Below are 14,026 nucleotides of genomic sequence, written 5' to 3' on the forward strand. Positions count from 1 at the left end.
CGGGAGCAAGCATGAATCCTATCTTCGTGGTGATCATCGCCGGCGAGCGCAGCACCGAAGCCGTCCTTGCTGCCGAAGCCTTGCGCCATGCGGCCAGCGCACACGGCGCGGTACTGCACGCCGAGGTGCGTACGCCGCAGGGCGTGATCGCGCCGCTGGACCTAACCGCGGCCGGCAGCGCCTATCCGCTGCTGCTGGTCGGCGACGGCGATGCCGACGCGGCGCGCTTCGCCGGCGCCGCGCCGCTGCGCGCCAGCCTGGATGCGGTGCTCGACGACGCCGCCGGCGCGCTCGCGCCGCTGCTGGCCGCGGCCGATGCCGCGCCGACTACCACCGCCAGCGCTGCCACACAGACGGATGCTACCAAGCGCATCGTCGCGGTGACGTCCTGCCCCACCGGCATCGCCCACACCTTCATGGCCGCCGAAGGCCTGCAGCAGGCGGCCAAGACCCTGGGCTACCAGATGCGGGTCGAAACCCAAGGCTCGGTCGGCGCGCAGGACACGCTCAGCGCTGCCGAAATCGCCGACGCCGACCTGGTGCTGATCGCCGCCGACCGCGAAGTGGACCTGTCGCGCTTCGGCGGCAAGCGCCTGTTCAAGAGCGGCACCAAACCGGCGATCAACGACGGCCCCGCGCTGATCCGAAAGGCGCTGGCCGAAGCCGGCGTGCACGTGGCCAGCGGCAACGGCGCCACGCCGGCGAGCAGCGAACGCGGCAAGTCTGCCGGCCCGTACAAGCACCTGATGACTGGCGTGTCGTTCATGCTGCCGTTCGTCACCGCCGGCGGCCTGCTGATCGCGCTGGCGTTCGCGCTGGGCGGCATCTACGCCTTCGACGACGCGCACAAGGGCACCCTGGCCTGGTCGCTGTTCCAGATCGGCGCCAAGGCCGGCTTCACCCTGATGGTGCCGGCCCTGGCCGGCTACATCGCCTACTCCATCGCCGACCGCCCCGGCATCGCCCCCGGCATGATCGGCGGCATGGTCGCGGCCAACCTCGGCGCCGGCTTCATCGGCGGCATCTTCGCCGGCTTCATCGCCGGCTACGGCGTGGCCGCGCTGAACCGCGCGATCAAGCTGCCGCGCACCCTGGAAGGGCTCAAGCCGGTGCTGATCCTGCCGGTACTGGGCACCTTGCTGGTCGGCCTGACCATGCTGTACGTGGTCGGCCAGCCGGTCGCCGAAGCGCTGGCCTGGCTCACCGACTGGCTGCGCGGCATGCAGGGCAGCAGCGCGGTGCTGCTGGGCCTGCTGCTGGGCGCGATGATGGCCTTCGACATGGGCGGGCCGGTCAACAAGGCTGCCTATGCGTTCTCCACCGGCCTGATCGCCAGCCAGGTGTACACGCCGATGGCCGCGGCGATGGTCGCCGGCATGACCCCACCGCTGGGCATCGCACTGGCCACCTGGGTGTTCCGCAACCGCTTCACCCGCGAGGAGCGCGGCACCAGCGCCGCCACCGGCGTGCTCGGCCTGGCCTTCGTCACCGAAGGCGCGATCCCGTACGCGGCGCGCGACCCGCTGCGCACCATCCCGGCACTGATGCTGGGGTCGGCGCTGGCCGGCGCGATCTCGATGGCCACCGGCGCCGAACTGAAGGTGCCGCACGGCGGCGTGTTCGTGCTGCCGATCCCCAACGCGGTGACCCATCTGGGCATGTACCTGATTGCCCTGCTCGCCGGCACCGTGCTGACCGCGCTGGCGCTGCGCGTGTTGAAGAAGCCGGTCGCCGAATAAGTCCTGCGCCGGCGCGCCGCCGGGGGCGATGCCCCCTCTCCCGTCGCCCCCGGCGACGCGCCGGCCTCCATCCCACCCCAGGAGTCTCTGCCATGTCCCTCCCACTGCCCCTCACCCGGCGCCTGTCGCTCACCGCCCTGGCCCTCGCCCTCGCCCCGCTGGCCCATGCCCAGGACGCCAGCGACGCGTTCAAGCTCAAGCTCGCCTACACCGGCGAAGCCGCGGTCTCGCTGGACGGCGGCAAGGAACAGGGCAGCGCCTACGCCGGCCAGCTGATGCTCGGCACCGACGTCGACCTGCAGCGGCTGATGGGCTGGAACGGCGCCACGCTGAAGGTCTACGCGATCAACCGCCACGGCACCAACCTGGCCAACAGCGACATCGGCAACAGCACCTCGGTGCAGGAAATCTATGGCGGCCAGGGCACGCGCCTGACCACCTTCACCCTGCAGCAGAAGCTGTTCGACGACCGCCTGGAACTGGAGGCCGGACGCAGCGAGGCCAACGTCGATTTCCTCGGTTCGGCCCTGTGCGGTTACTTCCAGGGCAACTCGTCCTGCGGCAACCCGACCTTCGTGTTCCGCACCAGCAACTTCACCTACTGGCCGGTGTCCAGCTGGGCCGCGCACGCCAAAGCCTGGCTGACCCCGACCGTGTACGCGCACGTCGGCGCCTACGAGGTCAACCCGACCCAGGCCGAAGACGGCCAGCACGGCCTGAACTGGAGCACCCGCGACAGCACCGGGGTGATCGTGCCGTACGCGGTCGGCTACAAGACCGACGCGGCCAGCGTGCGCTTCCCGGCCATGTACGAAGTGGGCGGCTGGCAGGACAACTCCGACTACAAGGACCCGCTGACCGACCGCAACGGCACCCCGGCGCGACTCAGCGGCCTGGACTACGCCCCGCGCAACGGCCGCTCCGGCGCGTTCATCCGCTTCGAGCAGCAGGTCACCCGCCCCGACGCCGACAGCGCGCGCGGGATGGTGCTGTTCGGCTCGGTGCTCAAGGGCACCTCCGGGCAGCTGATCGAGGACCACTTCCTGGAGCTGGGCCTGGTCCAGCGCGGCACCTTCGCCAGCCGCGAGCAGGACAACATCGCCTTCGTCGTCACCCAGCAGCGCTACAGCGGCAAGGCGCTGGAGGACCTGCGCCTGGCGCGCGCCGCGGCCGGCGGCAGCGGCACCCCGCACAGTTCGCAATACATGATGGAACTGAGCTACGGCATCCAGGTCACCCCGCAGCTGCGCATCGCGCCGAACCTGCACTACATCGTGCACCCGGACCAGTTCAACGAACCGTCGCGCACCCGCGATCTGCCGAATGCGTTGGTCGCCGGCGTGCGCGTGGATTGGGCGTTGTAGGGCCGGGATTCGAGATTCGTCGGACGCGGCTGACGCCGACGCCAGCCTGCGCAGACCCGTATTGTGCGCAGGCGCGGCAAAGCAACCTGTGCCCGAACGCACGACGCCCCGGCATGCCGGGGCGTCGTGCGTTCGGTCCGTGTCACTCCGTTCGCATGCAACTGCGCCAGTCCATCGGCGCATGCGGGAACGAAACAGGCGGCCGGCGAATCGAGATCCGTTCGATTCCGTGCAAGCGCGCATCCCTGGCGCGGGAGCGATGACGTTGCCGACAGGGAAATGATGCGCGCCGACACAGACGCTGGCGATCGGCCGACTCCGCGCCCGGCTGTAGGACTTTTCCGACACGAATCGCGGCGACCCGGCGTGCCCGCCGCCGCACCTGTCCGGCGCGTCCGCGGCACGCTTGCCGCGCACCGGTCACCGCCGCGACATAAACGGATCCCATCGTAGCGGCCTCGCCACCGCCGATTACGACGGTTTTCCAACATCCGCGTTGCAAGCATCTCGCGCCATGCGCATCCTGGTTGCCGAAGACGATACGTCCATTGCCGTTGCGTTGCGCGACTCGCTCGCCGAGTGCGGGCACGTGGTGGACCACGTCAACGATGGCGCCGCCGCCGAGCGCGCGCTCAGCGCCGAGTCCTATCACCTGCTGGTGCTGGACCTGGGCCTGCCGCGGCGCGACGGCCTGCAGGTGCTGCAACGCGTGCGCGAACGCCGCGACGAGGTCGCGGTGCTGGTGGTGACCGCGCGCGACGGCGTGGAAGACCGCATCCGCGCCCTCGACCAGGGCGCCGACGACTACCTGATCAAGCCGTTCGAGCTGTCCGAGTTCCTGGCCCGCACCCGCGCCCTGCTGCGCCGGCGCAGCAGCGGCGGCATTCCCGAGCTGGCCCTGGGCCAGTTGCGGATCAACCTGGCCGGGCGCCGGGTGTGGCTGCACGACGAACCGCTGGAACTGACCGCGCGCGAATTCGCGCTGCTGGAAACGCTGCTGATGCGCAGCGGGCGCGTGGTCAGCCGCGGCCAGCTCACCGACGCGCTGTGCGACTGGCAGCACGAGATCACCGACAACGGCCTGGATATCTCCATGCACCGCCTGCGCCGCAAGCTGCACGGCTCCGGGGTCGGCATCCGCACCATCCGCGGCCTGGGCTACCTGCTGGAAGAATCCCGCACCGCCGACGCCGCCCACGACCCGCAGGCGTCGTGAGCGCGGCCATGGCAGCCGAGACGGCGGGCGCAGCCCCCGCCCATCCCAGCCTGCGCCGGCGCCTGTTGGCGTTCCTGCTGATCCCGACCCTGCTGCTGATGCTGGTGGTCTCGGCGCTGTTCTATCTGCTGATGCTCAAGTACTCCAACCATGTCCACGACATGGACCTGAAGGAAGACACGCTGGGCCTGGCCAAGGCGGTCAACGACGCCGGCGCCAGCCTGCCGCTGCCGCTGCAGGCGCGGCGCCTGCTCGAATACAGCAGCGACGGCCGAGTGTTCTTCGAAGTGCGCAGCCGCGACCACGGCGTGATCAGCAACAGCGCGCAGCCGATCCCGGCGCACACTGCCCCGGCCACGCTCGGCCGGGTGGCGCTGCGCGACGAACGCATGGCCGACGGCACCCCGGTGCGCGTGGCCAGCTTGATCGTGCCCTCGGCATGGGAGGCCAACGACCGGCTGACGATCTCAGTGGCAGAGACCCTGAACGATCGCCACCGGCGGGCGCGCGAGATCCTGATGCTGATGTTGCCGACCGAACTGCTGCTGACCTGCTCGCTACTGGCGCTGGTCTGGCATGGCGTGCGCGTGGGCCTGCGCCTGCTGCAACCGGCGGTGCGCCGGCTCGACGACAGCCAGCGCGACCTCAGCCCGGTGTCCGGCCCCGACATCCCGATCGAAGTGCTGCCGCTGACCCAGGCCATCGACGGCCTGCTCGGCCGGCTCAAGCAGCTGATGGCGCTGCAGGAGCGCTTCGTCGCCGACGCCGCGCACCAGCTGCGCACGCCGCTGGCCGGGCTGAGCATGCACGTGCAGCGCGCCCAGGCCAGCACCCGCCCGCAGGACACCGCGCAGGCGCTGCAGCACATCCGCCAGCTGACCGACCGCGCGATCCGCAGTTCCACCCAATTGCTGGCGCTGACCCGCGCGCAGGCGCCGCGCGAGAACATCCGCCCGCTACTGCCGCTGGACCTGGCCGTGTGGCTGCCGCAGGCGCTGGCCGAGCGCATTCCCGACGCGCTGCAGGCCGGGGTCGACCTGGGCTACGACGACGACAGCGCCGACGGCGGGCCGGCCTGGGTCGCCGCCGACGCCTGGTCGCTGCGCGAGCTGCTCGACAACCTGCTCGACAACGCCTTCAAGCACGCCGCCGGCAGCATGGTCACGGTCAGCCTGCGCCGGCAGCCGCGGCATCTGCAGCTGGCGCTCGACGATGCCGGCGCGGGCGTGGACGAGACCTTGCTGCCGCGCCTGGGCGAACGCTTCTTCCGCACCCCGGATGCGCCCGAATGCGGCACCGGACTGGGCCTGGCCATCGTCGCCAGCATCGCCGCACGCCACCACGCGCCGCTGCGCTATCGGCGCTCGGCGCTGGGCGGCCTGCGCGTGGAGCTGGAGCTACCGGCCAGCGCGGCACCCACCGCGTGAGCCGGCGCCGCGCATCCAGGCTGGCCGGCCTTGCCGTGCTGAGCGCCGCAGCGCTGGCCGGCTGCGTCAGTACCCCGCTGCCCGAGCTGACGCAACCGCTGCCACCACAGTGGAGCGCGCTGCCAGCCGCCGCCATCCCGCGGCCGGCAGGCAGCGCCTGGTGGCAGGACTTCCACGATCCGCAACTCGACGCCCTGGTCGCGCAGGCGCTGCGCGACGACCTCGACGTGACGCAGGCGCTGGCCAGGCTGCGCGCGGCGCGGCGCATGGACCGCGTCGCCACGGCCGATTTGAAACCGCAGCTGCACGCGCGCACCGAAGAGCCGATCGATCCCGACGCCAGCGCCTCGTTCCTGGTCGCCGGCTTCGACGCGGAATGGGAACTGCCGCTGTTCGGGCGCGGCGAAGCCGCCCGCCGCCTGGGCCGTGGCGATCTGCAGGCCGCACAGGCCAACCTGGAACAAGTCCGCACCGCCACCGTCGCCGACGTGGCGCGCAACTGGATCGAACTGCGCCACGCGCAACAGGCCGAACAGTTGCTGCAACGTATCGCCGACGCGCGCCAACGGCAGGCGACGCTGAGCACGGCGCTGGTCGCTCTGCGCCTGGCGCCGCCGGCGGCCGCCGCCCAGGCGCAGGCCGCGCAGTTGCAGGCGCAGGCCGCGCTGGGCGAACCGCGCACCGCCAGCGCCGCCGCCGCGCAACGGCTGGCGGTGCTGCTGGCGCGCAGCGCGCCGGACCCGGCGTGGAGCGCCACCGTTGCGGCCGCCGCCGCTCCGCGCGCAGCAGCGTCGGGCCTGCAGATCGGCGCACTCGACGCGGTACCCGCCGACCTGCTGCGGCGCCGTCCGGACATCGCCGCACGCGAGGCCGAAGTGCTCAGCGCAGCCGGCGAACTGGGCATCGCCCGCGCCGACCGCTACCCCAGCATCGGCCTGGGCGGCGCCATCCACTGGTCCACCCACCTGCTCTCGCACCGCCGCACCGCCACCCCGCACGAGATCGCCTCGCTGGGGCCGCTGATCGACATCCCGCTGTTCGACTGGGGCCTGCGCCAGGCCCAGGCGCAGGCCCGCGGCGACCTGCTGCAGGCGGCGACGCTGGCCTACCGCCACTGCGTGCTGGAAGCGGTGGCCGAAGTGCAGAACGCGCTGACCGCGCTGGAGCAACAACGCCAGCGCGCGCTGGTGCAGCAGCAGGCGCTGCAGGCGTTGCAGCAGGCCGCCGACGCGGCGCAGGCGCGGCGCAAGCTGGGCCTGGGCAGCGATCTGGACGTCGCCACCCAGCAGGCCGCGCGCGACCAGGCCGCGCTGGAACTGCTCGAGGCGCAGCGCCAGCGCGACCTCGACTACATCGCGCTGCAGACCGCGCTGGGCAGCGCGGACACTCAGGCCGCCGCCACCGAGGCCGGCGCGGCAGGCGCGGCGCCCTGATGGTCGCGCTGGCCCGCCAGACCCTGCGCCACGAATGGCGCCGCTTCCTGCCGGTGGTGGTCTCGGTTGGCTTCGCCAGCCTGTTACTGCTGCTGCAGACCGCGCTGGTGCTGGGCATCTTCGGCAGCGCCAGCGTCTACGTGTCCGGCTCCGATGCCGACCTTTGGCTGGGTTATCCAGGTACGCAGAGCGTGGACCAGGGCCGCCCGATCGATCCCGATGCCGCCACCGCACTGTACCTGGACCCGCGGGTGCTGCAGGTCGAGCCGTTCGTGTGGTTCGACGGCGACTGGCGCGGCCCCGACGACACCGGCGCGGTGTCGATCTACGTCTCCGGCATCGACACCCGCAGCGACGGGCTGATGTTCGCGCGGCTGTTGAATCCCGCCCTGCGCGCGGCGCTGCGCGAACCGGACACGGTGGTGGTGGACCGTGCCGAACTGGACAAGCTCGGCGTCGGCATCGGCCGCAGCGCGCGCATCAACGGCCACAGGGTGCGGGTGATCGGGGTCGGTCGCGGCCTGCGCGCACTGGGCGGGGTCAACGTACTCGCCTCGCTGGAAACCGCGCGCGCCTTGAACACCGATGCCGTGCACCCGGACTGGCCGACCTACATGGTCGCGCGGCTGCGGCCCGGCACCGATGCCGCGGTGGTGGCGCGCGGCCTCGCCGGCGCCGCCGCGCCGGCGCGCATCAAGGCCTGGAGTGCGGCCGAGTTCGCCCGCCGCAGCATCCTGTTCTGGATGTTCGACACCGGCGCCGGCGCCGGCGTGCTGTTCCTCGGCGGCATCGTGCTGCTGGTCGGCGTGGCGATCACCAGCCAGACCCTGCTGGCCACGGTGCTCGGCGCCGCGCGCGAGTACGCCACGCTCAACGCGCTGGGCGTGAGCATGCGCGCGCTGCGCTGCGTGGTGCTGGAACAGGCGGCCTGGGTCGGCGCGCTTGGCCTGCTCGGTGCCAGCGCGCTCGGCGCCGCGCTGGTGGCGCTGGCGCGTGCGCACGATGTGCCGGTGGCCTTCGATGGCAACGGCTGGGCGGCGTGCGTGGTCGCGGTGATGCTGCTGACCCTGCTTTCGGCGCTGGCTGCGCTGCGCGGCCTGCGCCGCGCCGATCCGGCGCTGTTGCTGCGATGAACCGGGCCGCCGTTCCCGCCGCGCTGTCGCCCGACGCCGCCACGCTGCACGGCAGCGGCCTGTGCAAGAGCTTCGTCTCCGGCAAGCTGCGCACCGACGTGCTGCGCGAGGTGACGCTGCAGGTGTGGCCCGGCGAACTGACCCTGATCTCCGGCCCCTCGGGCTGCGGCAAGAGCACCCTGCTGTCGATCCTCAGCGGCCTGCAGCGCGCCGACAGCGGCCAGGTGCAGGCGCTGGGCGAGAACCTTGGCGCGCTCGACGCGAGCGCGCTGGAACGCTTCCGCCTGCGCCATACCGGCTTCATCTTCCAGGGCTTCAACCTGTTCCCGGCGCTGAGCGCGCTGGACCAGGTGCGGCTGCCGCTGCAGTACATGGGCCTGGCCGCGGCCGAGGTGCGCGCGCGCGCCGAAGCGGCGCTGGCCGAGGTCGGCATCGCCCACCGCCAGCAGCTGCGTCCGGCCGAGCTGTCCGGTGGCGAGAAACAGCGCGTGGCGATCGCGCGCGCGCTGGCCAAGCACCCGGCGCTGCTATTCGCCGACGAACCGACCAGCGCGCTGGATGCCGGCAACGGCCAGATCGTGATCGACCTGCTACACCGCATCGCCCGCAGCCACAACACCATGGTGCTGTGCGTCAGCCACGACCCGCGGCTGATCCGCCATGCCGACCGCGTGCTGTCGATGGAGGACGGCCGCATCCTCGACGACCGCCGCCTGGTGCCGCCGCCCTCGCCCCCCACTTCGCCCCGGATGTCCGCACCATGAGAGCATTGCTCGCTGCCCCCCTGCTGGGCCTGCTGCTGGTCGCCTGCGCGCAACCGCCGCAGGCCGCGCCCGCGACCAATGCGGCGCCGGCCTACCTGGCGGTGGCGCGCGGCCGCATCGACGTGGAAGGCGGGCTGCTGCGGTTGAGCCTGCCGGTCGCCGCGACCCTGCAACGGGTGGCGGTGCACGAAGGCGACGCGGTACGACGCGGCGCGCTGCTGATCGAAGCCGACGACCGCGCCGCGGCGCTGGACCTGGACATCGCGCAGACCCGCGCGCAGGCCGCGAGCGCGCACGTGCGCCAGTTGCAGCAGCGGCTGGCACATGCGCAGCAGCGCCAACGGCGGCTGGCCGAAGCGGCGCGGATCGGCGCCGGCGACGGCCAGAGCGCCGACGATGCCGGCGACGCCAGCCAGACCCTGGCCGACGCACTGCAGGCCGCGCGCAGCGACGCCGCGCTGGCCACCGAGCAGGTGCACCAGGCGCAACTGCAGCGCGACCAGTACCGCCTGTACGCGCCCGCCGACGGCCGCGTGCTGCAACTGGCCGCCGCGGTCGGCGCGCGCAGCGACGGTGGCGCCACGCCGCTGCTGACCCTGCTGCCGGACGCGCCGCGCCTGGTCCGCGCCGAATTGAACGAAAGCTACGCCGCCGCGGTGAGCCCGGGCATGCAGGCCGAGGTGATCAGCGACGACGGCCGCCAGACCGCGTTGGGCAACGCCGTGGTGCGCTGGCTGGCGCCGGCGTTCGGCCCGGCGCAGCTGCACGACGACGCCGATGGCGCGAGCGCCGGCAACGACCGCAGCGTGGCCTGCGTGCTGGCGTTCCGGCAACCGTCGGCGCTGCGCCTGGGCCAGCGTGTACTGGTGCGCTTGCGCAACCCGGCCGCGGCGCAACGTTGACGAAAGGCTGCTGAAACGCCTGTCCGCCACGCTGCGCGCGTTCTTCCGCTGCCAACGCCGTACCGCCATGATCCAATCCGCCGAATTCCACTTCCAGGGCGGCCGCCACGGCGTGCTGCTGATCCACGGTCTGACCGGCACCCCCAGCGAGATGCGCCTGCTCGGCAAGTCGCTTAACCGCGAGGGCTTCAGCGTGCACGGCGTGCAATTGGCCGGACATTGCGGCAACGAGGACGACCTGCTCGCCACCGGCTGGCGCGACTGGAGCGCCAGCGTCGAGCAGGCCGCGGCGCAGATGCGCCCGCAGGTGGACAAGCTGTTCGTGGCCGGCCTGTCGATGGGCGCGCTGCTGGCGCTGCAACTGGCCGAGGAGCGGCCGGAGTGGATCGATGGCGTCGGCGTGCTCGGCGCCACCTTCCGCTACGACGGCTGGAACATCCCGCGCCGCGCGCGGCTGGCGTTCCTGCTGCCGTGGTTCAAGCGCCTGGGCATCGGCCGCCGCCGCATGTTCCTGGAAGAACCGCCGTACGGCCTGCGCGACGAGCGCATCCGCGCGCAGATCAGCGGCGCGATGCTCGGCGGCGACAGCAGCGCCGCCGGCCTGCCCGGCAATCCCTGGCACGCGCTGGCCGAGATGCACCTGCTGTCGCGGCGGGTGCGCCGCAACCTGGCCAAGGTGACCGCGCCGTGCCTGGTCGCACATGCGGCCGAGGACGACATCGCGCACCTGCGCAACGCGCAGCTGGTGGTGGCCAACGTGTCCGGACCGGTGGAATTGCTGCTGCTGCACGACAGCTATCACATGATCACCCTGGACCGCGAACGCCGCGTGCTCGGCGCGCGCCTGGCGCAGTTCTTCGCCGCGCAGGCCGCAGCGCCGCGCCAGGCCGCCTGATGGCGCTGCAGGCGCCCGTGGTCGGCGTGTGGCTGGCGACGGTGGCGCTGGACACGGTCGGCCAGCTGGCCTTCAAGCACGTCGCCAGCGACCCGCTGGCGAGCGGCGCGGCACGCTGGCGGCGCATGGCGCGGCAACCGTGGCTGTGGCTGGGCATGGCCTGCTACGCGTTCGAATTCCTGGCCTGGACCGCATTCCTGTCGCTGGTGCCGCTGGGCCGCGGCGTGCTGCTCGGCTCGATCAACATCGTGGCGATCATGCTCGCCGGGCGCTGGCTGTTCGGCGAGCGGCTGGGACGCATGCAGGTGGCCGGAATCTGCCTGGTCAGCGCCGGCGTGGCCGTGGTCGGGCTCGGCACATGACCCGCCCTTCGCTGCAACGCTACGCGCTCGGCTTCGCCTTGCTGCTGGGCTTCGACACCCTGGCCCAGTTCGGTTTCAAGCTGGGCGGCGCGCACGCGTTCCCGCCGCAGGCCGAGTGGGCCTGGGTGCTGCGCCTGCTCGCCAGCCCCTGGCTGTACGCCGCGCTGCTGGGCTATGTCGGCGCGTTCTTCACCTGGATGAAGCTGCTCGAACACGCGCCGATCGGGCCGGCTTTCGCCGCCTCGCACCTGGAGATCGTCAGCATACTGCTGCTGTCGGCGTGGTGGTTCGGCGAACCGATCGGCGTGCTGCAGGCGCTCGGCGCGGCGCTGATCGTGGCCGGCATCGTCTGCCTAGCGCTTGGCGAGCGCGCCACGCTGGCCGATGCGCACTGAGGTTCCGCCCACCGCCGGCCTGCCGCTGCACTGGCGCGACCTGTGGCCGGCGCGCACGCAGCAGAGGCTGGCCGCGCAACTAGGCTTTCCCGACGCGCTACTAACCTGCTCGGGCACCGCCGCGCTGGTCATCGCGCTGCGCACCCTGGCCGCCGGCAGCCGCCGCCGACAGGTGCTGGTGGCCGCCTACACCTGCCCGCTGGTGGCGCTGGCGGTAACCCATTGCGGCCTGCAACTGGTGCTGTGCGATCTGCTGCCCGATGCGATCGAACCCGACCCTGCGCACCTGGCGCAGCGCTGCGGCAGCGACACCCTGGCGATCGTCGCCACCCATCTGGGCGGACGCCTGACCGACCTGGAACCGCTGCGCCATGCCGCCGCGGCCTGCGGCGCGGTGCTGATCGAAGACGCCGCGCAGGCGCTGGGCGGCGTGCACGCCGACGGCCGCCCGGCCGGCCTGGGCGGCGACATCGGCGTCTGCAGCCTGGCGGTGGGCAAAGGCCCGACCCTGTACGAAGGCGGCCTGCTGATGTCACCGCATGCGCCGTTGCGGCGCAGCCTGGCCGCGATGGCCGCGCGCCTGGCCCAGCCCGACTGGCGCCGGGAACTGCAGCGCAGCCTGCAATTGCTCGGCTACGCCGCGCTGTACCGGCCGCGCGCATTGCGCTGGGCCTACGGCGCCCCGCTGCGCCGCGCGCTGCGCCGTGGCGATCGTGTGGCCGCGGTCGGCGACCACTTCGACACGGCGATCCCGCAGCACGCGGTCGGCGCCTGGCGCGAAGCCGTCGGCGTACGCGCCAGCGCACGCTGGCCGGGGTTCCTGGCGCAGGCGCGCGCACAGGGCCGGTGCCGCAGCGCCCGCCTGGCCGCGATCGCCGGGCTGCGGGTCGTCGCCGACAGCGCCGGCGCGCAGGGCAGCTGGCCGGCACTGCTGGTGCTGCTGCCGGACGCGGCCACGCGCGAACGCGCGCTGGCGCAGCTCTGGCCGCGCGGCCTCGGCGTCGGCCTGCTGTTCGTGCACGCCCTGCCCGACTACGCCTACCTGCACGGCATCGTCGATCCCGCACCGATGCCCAACGCGCGCGACTTCGCCGCGCGCTGCATGAGCATCAGCAACAGCCCGTGGCTGGACGAGGATGGATTCGAGGCGATCGTGGCGGTGTTGCAGCAGGTATGTGCGGAGCGTGCGGGTTGACACAGCAACCGCGCTATTGGCGCGCGCGTTTCGGCTCACGTATTCGCGGCCACCGTTAGCGTTGTGGGAGCGACTTCAGTCGCGACGAGACTTACCGGCAGATATGCAGCCAGCGACGTCGCTGCTTCAAGTTTCCACCTGCACATAGTGGAAGGAAACCCACGCTGGCGAACGCTATTGGCGGGTGACAATGCCTGGCGCAGTGGTTCCCTACCCGTCTAGAGCCGGCAGTCCCACAGGCTTCATCGGTAACGCCCGTCGCGACTGAAGTCGCTCCCACAACCTCCTACTGACTGCAAAGATCGCGCTGAAATTGCACTACCGCGGCAGCCCAGCCTCGGCCAACGCCTGCAACAATCGCAGATTCACCTCGTGCTGCTGCGCCTGCCACGCCGCCAGCGACTGCGGCGACGGTGGCGGCTGCGCGTCCAGTGCCGCCAGGCGCCGCTTCCACCACTGCGGATACCGGGCTTCCGACACCTCGCCGGTGATATCGCTGCCGAGCAATTGCCCGTGCAGGTAGGCGATGGCGGTGAGCAGGTGCGGCACCCGCAGTTCGCCCTGGTCCCAGTTGGTGCGCGCGTCCTGCGGATCCAGCACGTCCTTGTCCAGCGACAGGTAGGTCGGCATCGGCGTGCTGCGCAGGTGCTGCAGGAAGGCGTCGATCATCTCCATGCTCGAGCCGAAGCCGCACACCGCGCGGCCCAGGCCCAGGCGTCGCGCCCAGCCCACGTCCACGCCGCTGCACCAGTAGCGCAGCTTGCCGCGGTACAGCGGCCGCAGATGGTTTTCCCAGGCATGCGCGGCACCGACATCGCCCGAGGTGATGCCGACCACTTCCACCCGCGCCACCTGCGGTAGCGCCGCCACCCGCCATACCCACGAACCGCAATGCACGGCGAACGGAAAACGCATGTTGTCCGGGTGGTTGTCGAACACCACCACCCGCAGCGGTGCCTGCACGCGCTGCGCCTGGCGCACGATCAGCGGCAGGCTCAGGTGATGGAAATCGCCGCTGCCCAGCAGCACGGTCCCGTGCCGTGCCGGCAGCACGCCGTCGAGCGCGGCGCCGAAACGCCGCAGCCGGCGCAGCGAACAGGCGAAGCGCAGCCCGTCGTGCCATTCCTGCAGCGGCAGGCGCAACGCGCCCGGCACTGCGCCGAGCGAGTCATCCAGATCGAGCAGTACCGGTGCGCTCATC

At 72.1% G+C, this 14,026-nt stretch carries 13 protein-coding genes; 12 read left to right on the forward strand and 1 reads right to left on the reverse strand.

Annotated elements, in window-relative coordinates; genetic code table 11:
* Positions 1 to 11: 11 nt before the first annotated feature.
* From E4A48_RS08520 to E4A48_RS08575, 12 genes are all read left to right on the forward strand, one after another.
* Positions 12 to 1,739, forward strand: coding sequence for a PTS fructose transporter subunit IIC (locus E4A48_RS08520; RefSeq protein WP_068830484.1), 1,728 nt, complete (start codon positions 12 to 14; stop codon positions 1,737 to 1,739).
* Between the two features lie 92 nt (positions 1,740 to 1,831).
* Positions 1,832 to 3,103 (forward strand): carbohydrate porin, encoded by a 1,272-nt coding sequence (locus tag E4A48_RS08525; RefSeq protein ID WP_142742219.1) that lies wholly within the window; start codon positions 1,832 to 1,834, stop codon positions 3,101 to 3,103.
* A 514-nt stretch (positions 3,104 to 3,617) separates the two neighbouring features.
* Entirely contained in the window at positions 3,618 to 4,319 is a 702-nt protein-coding gene (locus tag E4A48_RS08530; RefSeq protein WP_142742220.1) for a response regulator, read from the forward strand.
* A gap of 8 nt (positions 4,320 to 4,327) precedes the next feature.
* Entirely contained in the window at positions 4,328 to 5,746 is a 1,419-nt protein-coding gene (locus E4A48_RS08535) for a sensor histidine kinase (RefSeq protein ID WP_142742221.1), read from the forward strand.
* Positions 5,743 to 7,179, forward strand: coding sequence for a TolC family protein (locus E4A48_RS08540; RefSeq protein ID WP_260608097.1), 1,437 nt, complete (start codon positions 5,743 to 5,745; stop codon positions 7,177 to 7,179). Before E4A48_RS08535 ends, E4A48_RS08540 begins: the two co-directional genes overlap by 4 nt.
* Positions 7,179 to 8,312, forward strand: a complete 1,134-nt coding sequence (locus E4A48_RS08545; protein ID WP_142742222.1) for an ABC transporter permease — start codon at positions 7,179 to 7,181, stop codon at positions 8,310 to 8,312. The genes E4A48_RS08540 and E4A48_RS08545 overlap by 1 nt, the downstream gene beginning before the upstream one ends.
* On the forward strand, positions 8,309 to 9,076 hold the full coding sequence (locus E4A48_RS08550; protein WP_039004904.1) for an ABC transporter ATP-binding protein: 768 nt from the start codon (positions 8,309 to 8,311) through the stop codon (positions 9,074 to 9,076). Before E4A48_RS08545 ends, E4A48_RS08550 begins: the two co-directional genes overlap by 4 nt.
* Positions 9,073 to 9,978 (forward strand): HlyD family secretion protein, encoded by a 906-nt coding sequence (locus tag E4A48_RS08555; RefSeq protein WP_142742223.1) that lies wholly within the window; start codon positions 9,073 to 9,075, stop codon positions 9,976 to 9,978. Before E4A48_RS08550 ends, E4A48_RS08555 begins: the two co-directional genes overlap by 4 nt.
* 67 nt (positions 9,979 to 10,045) lie before the next feature.
* Entirely contained in the window at positions 10,046 to 10,873 is an 828-nt protein-coding gene (locus E4A48_RS08560) for an alpha/beta hydrolase (protein ID WP_142742224.1), read from the forward strand.
* Complete coding sequence (locus E4A48_RS08565) at positions 10,873 to 11,235, forward strand: EamA family transporter (protein ID WP_009593961.1); 363 nt, start codon at positions 10,873 to 10,875, stop codon at positions 11,233 to 11,235. Before E4A48_RS08560 ends, E4A48_RS08565 begins: the two co-directional genes overlap by 1 nt.
* The gene (locus E4A48_RS08570) at positions 11,232 to 11,630 is read left to right on the forward strand and encodes a DMT family transporter (RefSeq protein ID WP_142742225.1); all 399 of its coding nucleotides are present in this window, start codon (positions 11,232 to 11,234) and stop codon (positions 11,628 to 11,630) included. Before E4A48_RS08565 ends, E4A48_RS08570 begins: the two co-directional genes overlap by 4 nt.
* A complete protein-coding gene (locus tag E4A48_RS08575) occupies positions 11,620 to 12,825 on the forward strand; it encodes a DegT/DnrJ/EryC1/StrS family aminotransferase (protein WP_142742226.1) in 1,206 nt (401 codons plus the stop codon). Before E4A48_RS08570 ends, E4A48_RS08575 begins: the two co-directional genes overlap by 11 nt.
* Positions 12,826 to 13,143: 318 nt before the next feature.
* Here the strand turns inward: E4A48_RS08575 and E4A48_RS08580 are convergent, their stop codons facing one another.
* On the reverse strand, positions 13,144 to 14,025 hold the full coding sequence (locus E4A48_RS08580) for an arginase family protein (RefSeq protein WP_185910737.1): 882 nt from the start codon (positions 14,023 to 14,025) through the stop codon (positions 13,144 to 13,146).
* Position 14,026 lies beyond the last annotated feature (1 nt).

The sequence above is a fragment of the Xanthomonas translucens pv. cerealis genome (assembly GCF_006838285.1).
Lineage (GTDB): Bacteria > Pseudomonadota > Gammaproteobacteria > Xanthomonadales > Xanthomonadaceae > Xanthomonas_A > Xanthomonas_A cerealis.

What these genes read in the sequence shown, in the direction of transcription:
- E4A48_RS08520 (WP_068830484.1), top strand. Translation starts at nt 12, where the DNA reads ATGAATCCTATCTTCGTGGTGATCATCGCCGGCGAGCGCAGCACCGAA.
- E4A48_RS08525 (WP_142742219.1), top strand. Translation starts at nt 1,832, where the DNA reads ATGTCCCTCCCACTGCCCCTCACCCGGCGCCTGTCGCTCACCGCCCTG.
- E4A48_RS08530 (WP_142742220.1), top strand. Translation starts at nt 3,618, where the DNA reads ATGCGCATCCTGGTTGCCGAAGACGATACGTCCATTGCCGTTGCGTTG.
- E4A48_RS08535 (WP_142742221.1), top strand. Translation starts at nt 4,328, where the DNA reads ATGGCAGCCGAGACGGCGGGCGCAGCCCCCGCCCATCCCAGCCTGCGC.
- E4A48_RS08545 (WP_142742222.1), top strand. Translation starts at nt 7,179, where the DNA reads ATGGTCGCGCTGGCCCGCCAGACCCTGCGCCACGAATGGCGCCGCTTC.
- E4A48_RS08550 (WP_039004904.1), top strand. Translation starts at nt 8,309, where the DNA reads ATGAACCGGGCCGCCGTTCCCGCCGCGCTGTCGCCCGACGCCGCCACG.
- E4A48_RS08555 (WP_142742223.1), top strand. Translation starts at nt 9,073, where the DNA reads ATGAGAGCATTGCTCGCTGCCCCCCTGCTGGGCCTGCTGCTGGTCGCC.
- E4A48_RS08560 (WP_142742224.1), top strand. Translation starts at nt 10,046, where the DNA reads ATGATCCAATCCGCCGAATTCCACTTCCAGGGCGGCCGCCACGGCGTG.
- E4A48_RS08565 (WP_009593961.1), top strand. Translation starts at nt 10,873, where the DNA reads ATGGCGCTGCAGGCGCCCGTGGTCGGCGTGTGGCTGGCGACGGTGGCG.
- E4A48_RS08570 (WP_142742225.1), top strand. Translation starts at nt 11,232, where the DNA reads ATGACCCGCCCTTCGCTGCAACGCTACGCGCTCGGCTTCGCCTTGCTG.
- E4A48_RS08575 (WP_142742226.1), top strand. Translation starts at nt 11,620, where the DNA reads ATGCGCACTGAGGTTCCGCCCACCGCCGGCCTGCCGCTGCACTGGCGC.
- E4A48_RS08580 (WP_185910737.1), bottom strand. Translation starts at nt 14,025, where the DNA reads ATGAGCGCACCGGTACTGCTCGATCTGGATGACTCGCTCGGCGCAGTG.